Below are 13,699 nucleotides of genomic sequence, written 5' to 3'. Positions count from 1 at the left end.
AGCACTCTTATAGTTTGTCAGATAATTTGAACAATGGTACATGCCATAAGCGCTCGCCTTCATAGGGTTTAGCTGGCAATAACGAGCGTGATTTTAAAGGCTTAGCCCCCAAAGCTTGATCAAGCCAAGCCCGATGCAGCTCTTTTGCCAGCGCCAAAACATGCCGATTATTCCAATTCCCCTCGGCATAAGCTAAAGCCGCCGCACCATCGAGATAGACAATCGGTTTGACCTTGGGCTGCTCACCATAATAAGGGCGCAAACCAAATTTTTGATGCAACTGATATAGCTGCTCAGGCTGTAGTGCATCGCCGCGACTGGTTGCCCCCATATTCACCTGAATCCCTAACTCTTCAAACAAGCCGAGCTCAAAGCGGCGCAGCAAAGGAGCCACCGGTACATCACCACCCAGATGACTGATTAGCCAACGATACAAAATAAACAATGGCTCAAACGGCAAGCCAATAGGCAAAAGCCGCTCAATCAACTCATGCACATAAAAAGCACTGTAAAGCGCTACCCCTTGAAGCAACACTGGCGCTTCCAAAGCCTCCGCCGAGCGGATGCTCTTAAGCTCTGAACGGCCTGAAAGCTCAAACTCCAGCAATAAAAAAGACCCGGGGGATACCCGAGCCTCTTTGGATTTCTTACGCCAAATACCGCGCACCAAACCCGCTTCTTGGGTCAACAAGTCCACTAAGACCTTGTCATCCTGAAATGGGCGAGTGTGAATTACGTATCCTTGGACGCGCACAGATTAATCGTCTTGATAACCTAAACTTGCCAACGCTCGCTCATCATCAGACCAGCCGGAGCGCACTTTCACCCATAGATTCAGCATCACTTTCTGCTGAAACAGGTTTTCCATATCGATACGTGCTTCTTTACCTATCAGCTTGATCTTGGAGCCCTTATCACCAATGATGATGCGCTTCTGACCATCACGCTCCACCAAGATCAAAGCGCTAATATGAATAGTAGCGCCTTCATAGACGAATTCCTCGATCTGCACCGCCACCTCGTAAGGCACTTCTTGCCCCAATTGACGGGTAATCTTTTCACGCACAATTTCAGCCGCAAGGAAACGCGAACTACGGTTAGTAATTTGATCCTCAGGGTAGTACTGAACCCCTTCTGGAATATAGCTTTCCACAAGGTTTTCAAGACGATCAAGATTCTTATTGCGCAATGCCGAAATCGGAACAATTTGCGCGAAGTCCATTTTCTCTGAAAGATCCATCATACGAGGCAATAGCTCGTCTTTCTCTTCCAGTTTATCTACTTTATTGACCACCAAGACCACTGGACAATCCGCATGACGAACTTTCGCCAACACGTTATCGTCTTCATCAGTCCAGCGCTCCGCATCAATCACGAACAGAACCACATCCACATCTTTCAATGCTTGGTTCGCGGTACGGTTCATATAGCGGTTGATCGCTTTGTCCTGCCCCTTGTGAAGCCCAGGCGTGTCTACATAGATGGTTTGGATGTGCCCTTTGGTCTGCACCCCCAAAATCTGGTCACGAGTGGTTTGCGGTTTACGCGACGTAATCGACAGCTTTTGGCCTAGAATATGATTCATTAGGGTGGATTTGCCCACATTTGGGCGACCTACAATCGCCACAAAACCACAGTGCGTAATCTCTTGATACTCTTCTTCGTGATGCATTTAATTCTTTTCCAGCTCTTTAAGCGCTTTGGCTGCAGCATTCTGCTCAGCGATTCGTCGACTACTGCCTTTACCTTCAATTGGCGTATCGAACAACTCAATTTGGCAGTGGACAAAAAACGTTTGTGCATGCGGTTCACCAACAATATCCACTACTTCGTATTGAGGAAGTGAATGCTTGCGCGCTTGTAGGAACTCTTGCAAACGTGTTTTAGCGTCTTTGGTAACCACTTTTAGTGATGTTGCATCAAGACGCTCTTTGTACCACTCCAAAATGTGCTGACGACATACATCCATACCGGCATCTAGGTAAATAGCGCCGATAATGCCTTCCACTGCGTCGGCTAGAATTGAATCGCGACGGAAACCGCCACTCTTTAATTCGCCCGCACCCAGCTTCAAAAAGTCCCCTAATTGGAACTCACGAGCTAACTCGGCCAAGGTGTCCCCTTTCACTAGGGACGCACGCAGTCGGCTTAACTCGCCTTCTTTGGCTTTTGGGAAACGATGGAATAGGTCCTCTGCGATCACATAATTTAAGATCGAGTCACCTAAAAATTCCAATCGTTCGTTGTTTTTCCCACCATAACTACGGTGAGTCAACGCCAACTCAAGAAGCCCAAGGTCGGCAAAAAAGTAACCTATGCGCCGACACAGTTTTTCATAAAGAGAGCTCAAAATTTCTCCAAAAAATATTATTCAATTAAACCGTTATTCTTAAAACTTGGGAGACTGAAAAACTCATCCCAGTGCAACCAAACATAAAAGGCACGACCTTTTAAGTTTTCCTCAGGCACAAAGCCCCAAACACGGCTGTCTGCACTGTTATCTCGGTTATCCCCCATCACAAAGTAATGCCCTTCTGGCACGACCCAATCCCCTTCGAGTGGATTGCGGCGGTAGCTCTTGTAAACCTGATGCGAAACACCGTCTAAGTTTTCCTTAAAGACAGCCACTGGTTCACGACTTGGATTCTTCGATACTGGTAATTCCGCCAGCAACTCTTCATCCATCAGCTTGCCATTTACCATTAAACGCTTATTGTGGTAGCTCACGACATCGCCAGGCAAACCAATCATGCGCTTAATATAGTTCAAGCTTGGGTTTTCTGGGTATTTGAACACCACCACATCACCTCGCTTAGGCTCAGTAGTCTCAATCAAAGTGGTATTCAATACTGGCAGACGTAAACCGTAGTCCATTTTATTAACCAGAATAAAGTCACCAATTTCTAATGTTGGCAACATGGATCCTGATGGGATCTGGAACGGTTCAGCGACAAACGAACGCAGACCAAAGATTACCGTAATGATGACAAAGTAAGATTTGACTTCCAGCAACCATTTAGGCGTATCCGCTAACCTTAGCTTTGCATTATTATCCAATTGTGATGCCGCTTCAGGCGCCATCTGCTGAAGGATTTGTTTGCGTTTTGGGGCGAACACAAGGCGATCATATAACCACGCTGCAAAAGTCACCACAAAAGCCACAGCCAAGATCAACTCGAAATCAAAATCCATACTACCTCTCCAAGTAAAAGAGCCGCACTGCATGCGGCTCTCATATTTCCGTCTTAGCTGTCTACTTTCAGAACCGCTAAGAACGCGCTTTGCGGTACCTCAACGTTACCGACCTGCTTCATACGTTTCTTACCTTCTTTCTGCTTCTGTAGCAGTTTCTTCTTACGGCTCACGTCACCACCGTAACACTTCGCAGTTACGTTTTTACGCAGTGCTTTTACCGTTGTACGAGCGATGACTTTGGCACCCACCGCACCTTGAATCGCTACATCGAACATCTGGCGAGGAATCAGATCTTTCATCTTTTCACACAATGCACGACCTTTGGTCTGTACGTTGTCACGGTGCATGATCAATGCTAAAGCATCAACTCGCTCACCGTTAATCAAGATGTCTAAACGCACCAATGGCGCCTCTTCAAAGTGATGGAACGAGTAATCCAACGACGCAAAACCACGGCTACAAGATTTCAGACGGTCGAAGAAGTCGAGCACCACTTCATTCATCGGCAAGTGGTAACGCAGCTGAACTTGGCTACCCACGTATTGCATATCTTTTTGGATACCACGCTTTTCCACACACAGTGAAATCACGTTACCAAGATAGTCCTGCGGTACAAGGATGTTAGCTTCCACAATCGGTTCGCGCATATTACGAATCGAACCTGGATCTGGCATCTTCGACGGGCTGTCTACATTGATCACTTCACCATTGTTTAGTTCCACTTCATACACTACCGTCGGTGCTGTGGTGATCAGATCAAGATCGTATTCGCGCTCTAGACGCTCTTGGATAATCTCCATATGCAGCATACCTAGGAAGCCACAACGGAAACCAAAACCCAACGCATCAGAAGTCTCAGGCTCGAAGAATAACGACGCATCGTTTAGCGTTAGCTTGTCTAACGCTTCACGGAAGTCTTCGTAGTCATCCGAACTTACTGGGAACAAACCTGCGTAAACTTGCGGCTTAACCTTCTGGAAACCCGCAAGTTGTGGCACATCAGGTGTAGCAACATGAGTGATGGTATCCCCCACTGGCGCACCGTGAATGTCTTTAATGCCCGCGACCACGTAACCCACTTCACCGGCTTTCAGAACACCCGTTTCTTTACGTTTTGGGGTAAAGATACCGACACTGTCGACTGGATGAGTTTGCTTGTTAGATTTGATGTAAATCTTGTCTTTCTTACGCAGCGTACCCTGCTTGATACGTACCAAAGACACCACGCCCAAATAGTTATCGAACCAAGAGTCAATAATCAGAGCTTGCAGCGGTGCCTCAGTGTCTCCCTCTGGCGGCGGAATAGTAGCTACTAAGCGCTCAAGCACGTCATCTACACCCAAACCAGTCTTGGCAGAACAGGTGACTGCATCGGTCGCATCAATACCGATGATTTCTTCGATTTCAGCCGATACTCGAATAGGCTCAGCTTGAGGCAAGTCGATTTTATTCAAAACCGGCATTACTTCTAGACCTTGCTCAATCGCGGTGTAACAGTTGGCAACGGATTGCGCTTCCACACCTTGTGCAGCATCAACCACTAACAAAGCCCCTTCACAGGCAGCTAGTGAACGTGATACTTCGTATGAGAAATCAACGTGTCCAGGGGTATCGATAAAGTTAAGTTGGTAAGTGTTGCCGTCTTGAGCATGGTAATCAAGCGTTACACTTTGTGCTTTGATGGTAATACCACGCTCACGCTCAATGTCCATTGAATCCAACACTTGGTTGGCCATTTCACGCTCGGATAGACCTTCACATTTCTGAATAAAACGGTCAGCCAAAGTAGACTTACCATGGTCGATGTGCGCGATGATACTGAAATTTCGGATGTGCTTTAGATTGTTCGACACTTTAAACTCACACTAAAAAGCGATTTATAAGAGCAACTGTTGATAAGTCCACTACATGCTAGACACAGCCAAAGAATTTGGCGGGGGCGCCAAATTTGTAATAAATGACTTATAAACAGGTTCTCAAGGTAAAATATGGCGCGCATTCTAACGAAATTCAGTCATAGACTCCATTTATTTCAGTGTTTTCACGCCATATCCCTGTTATTTACATTAGGGTAGAACAATGCCGCGTTGTTTTAGTACGCGCTCTACCGTATCAACCGTGGCTTGCGTATGTGCATCAATCTCCAGATTCACCCAATCGCCTGTCTGTAATAGACCAAACGTGGTTAAACGTAATGTTTCAGGAATCAATGACACCTCAATCCAATCATCGCCAATGGCACTAATCGTTAAGCTGGCGCCGTTCAATCCAACATACCCTTTATCAAATAAGTAACGGCGAGCATCTACTTCAGGATTATTTAGATCTACCGCAAAGCGGATGTGGAAGCTTTCATCGATACGCTCAACTTTAGCAACCGTGACAGTGGTCATGATGTGTCCTGACATTACGTGTCCCCCCACTTCATCACCCATGCGCGCAGCACGCTCGAAGTTCACCTGCGTTCCTGGCTGCAACGTGCCAATATTGGTTAAGTTCAAGGTGGTATCGATCACATCAAAGGTCAGCACATCACCTTCAATCTTAGCAACGGTTAAACAAACACCATTGATTGCCACGCTGGCTCCCAGTTGTTGCTGCAACATTATGCCCTGAGGAAACTTCACTTCAAGGATAAGGTTGCGGCCATTCTCTTGACAGGAAACCACTTCCGCCATACCTTGGACAATACCAGTAAACATAACTCGATCCTCTGTTTGATCATTTTGACTCCATCAACTCATTTTGGAGCATGGATTTTTATGTGACTGAAGAATTAATATACTAAACCGACTCAAAGCAGATAAAACAAGGCTTTGAGAGAGTTATCACATAGTCTCTACATGGGTTATCCACAAGCTTCGGGGATAAGCCTGCACTCTTTTGTGACATTAGGTAGATAGATCCTATGCGCCTTCACACCTTATTCTCAAAGTTTATCTTTATCGCGTTGCTTGTCATAGCCCATGCGTCGGCTATCGCATCTTCTTACCAACCTTTCATGTGGAAAGTGCAAAACCAAGGCGCAACTGTCTATCTAGTGGGCTCGATCCATGCCCTGACTCCCGACTTCTATCCGTTACCCGAAGCGTACCAAGAAGCCTTTGCCAGCGCAGATCGTTTAGCAGTGGAATTAGACCCTGAAAACCTCGACCCCTATCAGTCCTCGCGCTTAGTACAATCAAAAATGTGGTTACCAAAGGGGATCACTCTCGATCAATATTTAACTCAACCCCAACAGCAAAAGCTTAAAGACTTTGCTGAGGAAAATGGCTCCGATTACCAACGCCTGCTTCATATTCGCCCCTGGATGCTCGTCGAGCAGCTCACGCAAGCCCAATTGAAAGACTCCGAGTATCAAGCAGATTACGGCATTGATCTTCACTTTCTCAAACAAGCCAAAGAAAAAGGCTTACCCATTTTGGAGATTGAAAGCTTAACACAACAAATCAGCGCCATCGCCGATGCTCCATTTCGGGCTCAGCTCGCCATGCTAACAACCAGCCTAGAGCAGATGGAAGACAAAGATTATATGGCCCAAATGACGGAGTACTGGCGTCAAGCGGACCCTGATGGGCTTTATCAATTTGTCTATCAAGATGTGCTCGACACACCACAACTAAAGCCGATGATGGAAGCTTTGCTAGACCATCGCAACCAACGCATGGCCGATGTCATCAGCATTTATTTGGGACAGTCACCAAACTCCTCAAGCACCACATTCGTGGTGATTGGCGCGTTACACTTAAGCGGTCCTAAAAGTGTCGTGTATGAACTGGAACAAAAAGGCTACCGTGTACAGCCACTTTTCACTTCCCTAAATAACGAAAAAAGCCCTAACAAGTAGGGCTTTCAACAAAAGTTCTTAACTCTGCGAGCAACTAGGCGTCAACTTTTGGTAATGCATCAATCATCTCTTGCGTCACCAAAACAATACCATCCTCATTACGATAGAAGCGTTCAGCATCCGCAACCGGGTCCTCACCAATGATGGTATTTGGTGGGATATTCGTATCAGAATCCACCACAACATTGGTTAATTGGCAGTAACGACCGATATCGCAGCGTGGCAAAATAACAGACTTTTTCACATAAGAGTAAGAGTTTACTCGCACGTTATTAAACAGAATCGACTGTTCCACTGTCGATCCCGAGACGATGCAGCCAGCTGAGACAACAGAATTCAAAGCCGTACCAATACGCTCTTCATAATTGTAATTAAACTTAGCAGCCGGGCGCTGGTAATGCGTCGTACGAATTGGCCAAGATTCATCATACAAATCCAACTCGGGCACTAACTTGGTCAAATCCATATTGGATTCCCAATAGGCTGTTAGCGTCCCCACATCACGCCAATATGGCTTATCTGGATAGCTTTCATTAGGAATACAGCTGTTTGCAAAATGATGCGCTTTGATCTTAGAACGCCCAACAAACAATGGGATCAAATCTTTACCGAAATCGTGACTGGACTCGCAATCTTTTGCATCGTTCATCAAGTTATCACGTAAGAATTGCGTGCTAAAAATATAGATCCCCATACTTGCCAACGAGACATTTGGATTGCCTGGCATCGTAGGTGGGTTAGAAGGTTTCTCTTCAAAGGCAATAATATTGTCGTTCTCATCGACGTGCATAATGCCAAATTGATCTGCTTCTTTTACTGGCACCTCAATACAGGCAACCGTGACATCGGCATTATTCTCAATGTGCTCTTGCAACATAACGCTGTAATCTTGACGATAAACATGGTCACCCGCCAAAATTAAGATGTATTCACTATTCAGCTCGTCAATCATTTTGAAGTTTTGGTAGACCGCATCTGCAGTGCCACGATACCAATCTTCACCGGTTTGTTGCTGTGCAGGCCACAGCTCAATAAACTCGTTGAAATCGGAACGCAAAAAGTTCCAGCCACGTTGTACATGTTGATTTAGGGTGTGAGAGCGGTATTGGGTGAGTACTGCAATTTTTCTCATCCCTGAATTGATACAGTTTGACAAAGGAAAGTCGATAATCTTGTACTTACCAGCAATAGGCACAGCTGGTTTGGATCGATGATCTGTCAGGTGTTTCAGTCTAGACCCTCTTCCCCCCGCCAAAATAAGCGAGAGAGTCTTCATACGTGCAGCATTTAAATCCATATATCACCCTTAATTTTTTATCTAAGTCCCAGACTACATTAGGCTTTTATTAGGTATACTCTGGTCATATTACTAAATCAATACGAAAACAAAATTATGAAAGTCCTGTTTGCAGCATCTGAAATTCATCCTCTAATTAAAACCGGCGGTCTTGCAGATGTTGCAGGCGCGCTACCTATTGCACTACGTAAAAAAGACGTTGACGTTAAACTTATCATGCCCGCCTACCGAGGTATCCTCGAAAAGTTGGCCCCGGTCAAAAGTTCAATAAATTTAGGCAACCCTTTTGGTTGCGGCGATTTGATTCTGCTAGAAACACACTTCCCAGAATCTCAGACGCCTATTTATTTAGTGCAATGCCAAAGTCTATTTGAACGAGAAGCAGGCCCTTATCTCGATCAGCAAGGCCATGATTTTAGTGACAACGATGTGCGCTTTGCGGCTTTCTCTTGGGTATGCGCCATGATTACCCAACATGGCAGATTAATTGGCTGGCAACCAGATATTTTACATTTAAATGATTGGCAGACAGGGCTTGCCGCGGCATACCTCGCGGCATGGCGTTTAAATCACCCACCTGTTGTCACAACGGTTCACAACCTGCGCTACAACGGTAGCTTCCCGTTAGAGCGATTTGATGAAGTCCGTCTACCCCATGATCTGCTGTCCATTCATGGGGTGGAGTTTTATGGTCGTTATTCTGCTTTAAAGGCAGGCTTGGTCTATGCCGACGCCATCACTACCGTGAGCCCTACTTATGCTAGGGAAATCTTAACAGCAGAATATGGTGATGGCTTGGATGGCACACTGCGCTCAGCAAGCTATAAGCTGTCAGGCATTCTAAATGGAGTGGATTACAATGAATGGTCGCCTAGTATTGACCCCTATATTCATAGTCAATATGACCTGCACAGCATTGATTTGAAGCTACAAAACAAGCTCGCTCTACAACGAGAAAACAATTTACCAGAGAACGCTCAAGCCCTCGTGTTTGGCGTCGTCAGCCGTTTAACAGAACAAAAAGGACTGGATTTGATTCCAGCGGCCATTGAGCCCGCACTGCAACGCGGCGCCATGTTAATACTGCTTGGCTCAGGGGATAAGTCTTTAGAAAATCAGTACCTTGCACTACAAGAGCGCTATCCAGAGCAGGTGGCAATTCGCATCGGTTACGATGAAGCCTACTCCCACCGCTTACAAGCTGGTGTCGATGCCCTACTCATTCCGTCACGTTTCGAGCCTTGCGGATTAACGCAGCTCTACGCGCTGAAATACGGCACCTTACCAATTGTTCGTCATACTGGTGGCTTGGCGGACACTGTTTTCGAGGAGGGGCATCAGGCTAATGGTTTTGTCTTTTATCATGCTAGCGTTGAGGATTTACAAGCGGCGTTGGAGCGCTCTATGGAGGCTTTCAGTAATGCTACCACTTGGCGAACTCTACAAATTCAAGCCATGACCCAAGATCATAGCTGGGAGCGTGCCACTGAGCAGTGGCTTCAACTGTACCATTCGCTGCTTAATCATTAAGTTGCATGAACAAAAATGCCGAAGCCGTTTACTTCGGCATTTTTGTTCAAAGACGCTTTAAGGGGATGGAAAGGTGTTACTGCGCCACTCTTCTAATGCGTTAATTAAAACCACTTGCGGCTCTCCTTCAGCGACTAAGTCTCGTAATGCGTCTGCAATCTTGCCTTTAATTTCAGGTGAGTTACAAGGCGACATTTTTGAAATAGTTAGAAAGAGACCTTCACCACTAATAGCAGGCTCAACGTAACGCACCCCTTCAAGTCCTAATTTTTGGACATAAGCGACACCAGGATTACGCTCATACAGCACATAGTCAGCACGCCCAGCCCCAAGCATAGATAGTGCCTGCTCCAAGCTAGCAACGGTCAAAACATTTAAATGCTGCTTTGCAAAGGTATCAAACTCTTGTCCAAAACTGTTATTGATGACCGTAACGCCCCAACGCCCAACCAAATCATTCCAGCCTTGATACTCAAAGGGAGCAGCATTTGATTGCCAAACAACACTCTTCGTAAACATCATCGCGGGCGAAAAGTATTCCATATAGTCAGCACGCTCTGAGGTATAAAACGCTCCCGCCATCAGATCAACTCGGCCACTGCGCACTTCTTGCTGCGAGCGAGACCAAGGACCTACATAAACCGTCTCAATCGGGATATTAATTCTTTCACTAATCTCACCCATTAAATTAGCTAACGCACCATGCAGCTCGTTACCTTGCTCAGCGTGCCACAGAAATGGCGGATATTCTGGGTTGCCCGTTGCAACAATGGAGGAACAGGTACGCTGTTCTTGATCTGCGTAGGCATTGGTTAAGGGGCTAGAAAGTACACTTACCAGCACCAACGGAGTCGTCATTGCCTTAATTGCGCCTATCATTCTAGAATTTATTTTTTTTATCATCAGCACCTGACCACTTCGCAAGACCATAAGAAGCAAAAACTTTACAAAAAATACAACAACTTACACATTTTTCAAAGGAAATTATATCTGTTATAAGAATACAAATCTGTGCTTAACTCACGGATTCAATCTCACTAAAATGGCCAGATACAAGAGGTCGATGACCTAGGCTGCGTGCCTTCAATAAAAGGTAATTCGATTTTATCTCGGCAACGATCTGCAGCTATTTCAAAATCATCTAGCGTCACTTGATAATAGCCCGCTCCCTCAGGCAGCGTTTTAGGTAAAGAGCGTTGCGGTAACGCTTTCGCAAAATCAATCCACACCCATTGTGCTCCAGAGCTGCCAGTGATATTCATTGGCGAATTATCGTCCTGTCCGAGCCAAATCGTACTTAAAAAATCATCCGTGATTCCGACAAACCAACTGTCCCGTTGATCATTCGTTGTGCCTGTCTTCGCAGCAAAACGTAACCAAGGTAGCTGCGCTTGGGCCGCTTGAGCAGTCCCGATTTCCGGTGACTTAGTCATACCAGCTAAGGTGACAGACAAGGCCTGCTTCGTAAAAGGTACATCGGTGCTTTGATCGAACCGTTTAAGCACTTTACCATTTTGATCCATAACCGAAAGCACTACCCCTAATTCCGCACTATCACCGGTCGAAGCCAAAGGCTGATACAAACGAGCCACTTCAAATGGCGATAACTCTAATGATCCAAGCGCAACGGACGGATACATAGTAAATGAACGCTTCACCCCCAAATCGCGCAAAGTCTGCGCCACACGATCAAAACCAAGAGAGCTGGCTAAATCAATGGTCGCTAAATTGTAGGACTTAGCAAGAGCTTCATACATATGAACCTCGCCATGGGCCGTCCGACTGTAATTTTGCGGTTCCCAAACCGAGTTGCCTACTTTAAAGCGCCTTGGTTCATCTTTAAGTTTATCCCACCAGGTGTATCGTCCTGATGCAATCGCGGTCAAATAAATAGGCGGTTTAGCCAGTGATCCTATCGGGCGAACCGCTCCTAATGCTCGATTAAAACCACTGTATAATTTATCTGAAGATCCAACCACTGCTCGCACCTGACCTGAGTGCCGATCCGTCACAACCATCGCCCCTTGAAGTCCTTTTAGTCCGCTGCGCTGCTTGACTAAAAGGGCTACGCGGTCGTGCATAGCATCCAGGGCAGCTTTTTGCGCTCGGATGTCCAACGCGGTATAGATTTTAAGGTTTTTTGTTGCCAAAGCAGCCTGATCGAAGTCACGCTCAAGTTGCATAGACACAAGATCTAAATAATCCCCAAAAGCAGAGCGGCGCTTACCCTCGGTAGCAATGCGCAACGGCTGTTTTTTCAATGCAGCGACTTGAGGTTGAGTCAATCGACCTTGCTCAAATAACAAATCCAACACGACATTTCGACGCTGTTTAGCACGCTCAGGATTGCGTCTTGGATTGTATAAAGATGGCCCTTTGACCATGCCCACCAGCAAAGCCTGCTCATCTAGGTTTAACTCATTCAATGGTCGGCCGTAAAAATACTCACTTGCGGCAGCAAAGCCATGCAATGCGCTGTCGCCTTCTTGAGCAAGATAGACTTCATTAACATATGCCGTAATGATTTGCTCTTTGCTGTAGCGATACTCCAACAAAAGCGCCATAAAAACTTCTGTCACTTTTCGGCTATAAGTTCGCTCAGAGGTTAAGAACATATTCTTAACCAACTGTTGCGTCAGCGTGGAGCCTCCTTGACGGCGACTCCCAGAACTTAAATTAACGAATGCCGCACGAGCAATACCGGTTAATGAAATGCCAAAATGCTCGAAGAAGTCACGGTCTTCGGTTGCCGTTAGAATATTAATCAAGCTTTTCGGGATTTGTTCATAGACTAAGATGTCACGGTTCTCCGTATTACCGCCATACAAATAACCTATTTTTTGCGGCTCTAGCACCGCAGTACGGTAGCGCTTACCAGACACATCCTGAATTTGTAGTAATCCATTATCAAATGAGAACACCCGTCGAGACGCCGGATGGTAGCCAGTATGATCGGTATAATCACGAAGGTGTGCGCTGACTTTAGTTTGACTGCGCGCAGCCCACCCCTCTTTCTGACTGTTTTTACCAAAGCGGTAGCCATAATCAGACAGCACAGCTTCCAAATCTTGTTTACGCCAAGGAGCACCATCCTGCAACACCAATGGAGCACTGAATACTTCAGACGGAACTTGCCACTTTTTCCCTTCAAAGCGAGCGACAACCTGCTTATCCAACCACCAAATCCAAACAGAAAATGGAATACTCGCTAACAGGGCCAGTAAAATGAGCCATTTTAATAGCTTACGAAACAAAGAAGAACGCTTAGGCGATCGCTTCTGAGATCCAGAGCGACGATTGGTGGAAGTTTTTTTCTTGGCGGAGGTGGTTTTTTTAGTCATGGGGCGCAGTATAAAGGCCCAACTTAAGGACGGCAATCAAGGGATAAAACAATAGGCGTATCTTTGCTAAGTCGATACACTTTACGCTCACAAATACGCAAAGGATGAAATTTCTGTGCTGCAGTTAACCCGCGATGAAGTCGAGAAAATTCAGACATTATCTAACGAACAAAACCTTACTTTAACACTCAATGGAACTCATATTTTAGCGTTAAAATTCAATGGTCAGTATCATATCTATGAGAATCATTGCCCTCATCTGAATAAACGGCTGGCGAATGACAGTATCCATTGCTTTGATGAGACATTCACACTGATCGAATGTCAATTTCACAGTGCTCAATTTCACCCAACCTCTGGAGCCTGTGTGTCTGGGCCATGTCTAGGACAATCGTTAAAACGATACCAATTGACTGAGCAGGAGGGGCAATTTTATCTGCTTGCGACATAAGTACGAGTAAAGACTTTCACCACAAGCTTGATCTGTTA

Annotated in this window: 12 protein-coding genes; 3 read left to right on the top strand and 9 right to left on the bottom strand. The window is 45.8% G+C overall.

Annotation, left to right across the window (positions count from 1 at the left end; all coding sequences use genetic code 11):
- Nucleotides 1-7: 7 nt before the first annotated feature.
- From recO to ASC49_RS13185, 6 genes are all read right to left on the bottom strand, one after another.
- Complete coding sequence (recO, locus tag ASC49_RS13210; protein ID WP_055463718.1) at nt 8-754, bottom strand: DNA repair protein RecO; 747 nt, start codon at nt 752-754, stop codon at nt 8-10.
- Nucleotides 755-757: 3 nt separating this feature from the next.
- On the bottom strand, nt 758-1,672 hold the full coding sequence (gene era, locus ASC49_RS13205; RefSeq protein ID WP_055463717.1) for a GTPase Era: 915 nt from the start codon (nt 1,670-1,672) through the stop codon (nt 758-760).
- Complete coding sequence (rnc, locus tag ASC49_RS13200) at nt 1,673-2,350, bottom strand: ribonuclease III (protein WP_055463716.1); 678 nt, start codon at nt 2,348-2,350, stop codon at nt 1,673-1,675.
- A gap of 17 nt (nt 2,351-2,367) precedes the next feature.
- Nucleotides 2,368-3,192, bottom strand: a complete 825-nt coding sequence (lepB, locus tag ASC49_RS13195; protein ID WP_055463715.1) for a signal peptidase I — start codon at nt 3,190-3,192, stop codon at nt 2,368-2,370.
- A gap of 53 nt (nt 3,193-3,245) precedes the next feature.
- A complete protein-coding gene (gene lepA, locus ASC49_RS13190) occupies nt 3,246-5,048 on the bottom strand; it encodes a translation elongation factor 4 (protein WP_055463714.1) in 1,803 nt (600 codons plus the stop codon).
- A 213-nt stretch (nt 5,049-5,261) separates the two neighbouring features.
- The gene (locus ASC49_RS13185; protein ID WP_055463713.1) at nt 5,262-5,897 is read right to left on the bottom strand and encodes a riboflavin synthase; all 636 of its coding nucleotides are present in this window, start codon (nt 5,895-5,897) and stop codon (nt 5,262-5,264) included.
- Nucleotides 5,898-6,103: 206 nt separating this feature from the next.
- Between ASC49_RS13185 and ASC49_RS13180 the strand changes: the two genes are divergently transcribed.
- Nucleotides 6,104-7,042: a TraB/GumN family protein gene (locus ASC49_RS13180; RefSeq protein ID WP_055463712.1), complete on the top strand. Its 939-nt coding sequence runs from the start codon at nt 6,104-6,106 to the stop codon at nt 7,040-7,042.
- 34 nt (nt 7,043-7,076) lie between these two features.
- On the opposite strand, the gene glgC is transcribed toward ASC49_RS13180, so the two are convergent.
- The gene (glgC, locus tag ASC49_RS13175; RefSeq protein ID WP_055463711.1) at nt 7,077-8,339 is read right to left on the bottom strand and encodes a glucose-1-phosphate adenylyltransferase; all 1,263 of its coding nucleotides are present in this window, start codon (nt 8,337-8,339) and stop codon (nt 7,077-7,079) included.
- A gap of 96 nt (nt 8,340-8,435) precedes the next feature.
- On the opposite strand from glgC, the gene glgA reads away from it, so the two are divergent.
- The gene (gene glgA / locus ASC49_RS13170) at nt 8,436-9,869 is read left to right on the top strand and encodes a glycogen synthase GlgA (protein WP_055463710.1); all 1,434 of its coding nucleotides are present in this window, start codon (nt 8,436-8,438) and stop codon (nt 9,867-9,869) included.
- Between the two features lie 57 nt (nt 9,870-9,926).
- Here glgA and ASC49_RS13165 read toward each other — a convergent pair whose 3' ends face one another.
- Together ASC49_RS13165 and mrcB are read right to left on the bottom strand one after the other, a co-directional pair.
- The gene (locus ASC49_RS13165) at nt 9,927-10,727 is read right to left on the bottom strand and encodes a substrate-binding periplasmic protein (RefSeq protein ID WP_055463709.1); all 801 of its coding nucleotides are present in this window, start codon (nt 10,725-10,727) and stop codon (nt 9,927-9,929) included.
- 179 nt (nt 10,728-10,906) lie between these two features.
- Entirely contained in the window at nt 10,907-13,123 is a 2,217-nt protein-coding gene (mrcB, locus tag ASC49_RS13160; RefSeq protein WP_245624716.1) for a penicillin-binding protein 1B, read from the bottom strand.
- A gap of 202 nt (nt 13,124-13,325) precedes the next feature.
- Between mrcB and ASC49_RS13155 the strand changes: the two genes are divergently transcribed.
- A complete protein-coding gene (locus ASC49_RS13155; protein WP_055463707.1) occupies nt 13,326-13,661 on the top strand; it encodes a Rieske (2Fe-2S) protein in 336 nt (111 codons plus the stop codon).
- Nucleotides 13,662-13,699: the final 38 nt, after the last annotated feature.

Origin of the sequence: Marinomonas fungiae, assembly GCF_001418205.1 — a bacterium.
Lineage (GTDB): Bacteria > Pseudomonadota > Gammaproteobacteria > Pseudomonadales > Marinomonadaceae > Marinomonas > Marinomonas fungiae.
This window is presented reverse-complemented; position numbering and strand designations above follow the sequence as displayed.

Coding starts and splice junctions, on each gene's coding strand:
- glgA (WP_055463710.1), top strand. CDS start 8,436: ATGAAAGTCCTGTTTGCAGCATCTGAAATTCATCCTCTAATTAAAACC.
- era (WP_055463717.1), bottom strand. CDS start 1,672: ATGCATCACGAAGAAGAGTATCAAGAGATTACGCACTGTGGTTTTGTG.
- ASC49_RS13180 (WP_055463712.1), top strand. CDS start 6,104: ATGCGCCTTCACACCTTATTCTCAAAGTTTATCTTTATCGCGTTGCTT.
- glgC (WP_055463711.1), bottom strand. CDS start 8,339: ATGGATTTAAATGCTGCACGTATGAAGACTCTCTCGCTTATTTTGGCG.
- ASC49_RS13165 (WP_055463709.1), bottom strand. CDS start 10,727: ATGACGACTCCGTTGGTGCTGGTAAGTGTACTTTCTAGCCCCTTAACC.
- lepB (WP_055463715.1), bottom strand. CDS start 3,192: ATGGATTTTGATTTCGAGTTGATCTTGGCTGTGGCTTTTGTGGTGACT.
- ASC49_RS13185 (WP_055463713.1), bottom strand. CDS start 5,897: ATGTTTACTGGTATTGTCCAAGGTATGGCGGAAGTGGTTTCCTGTCAA.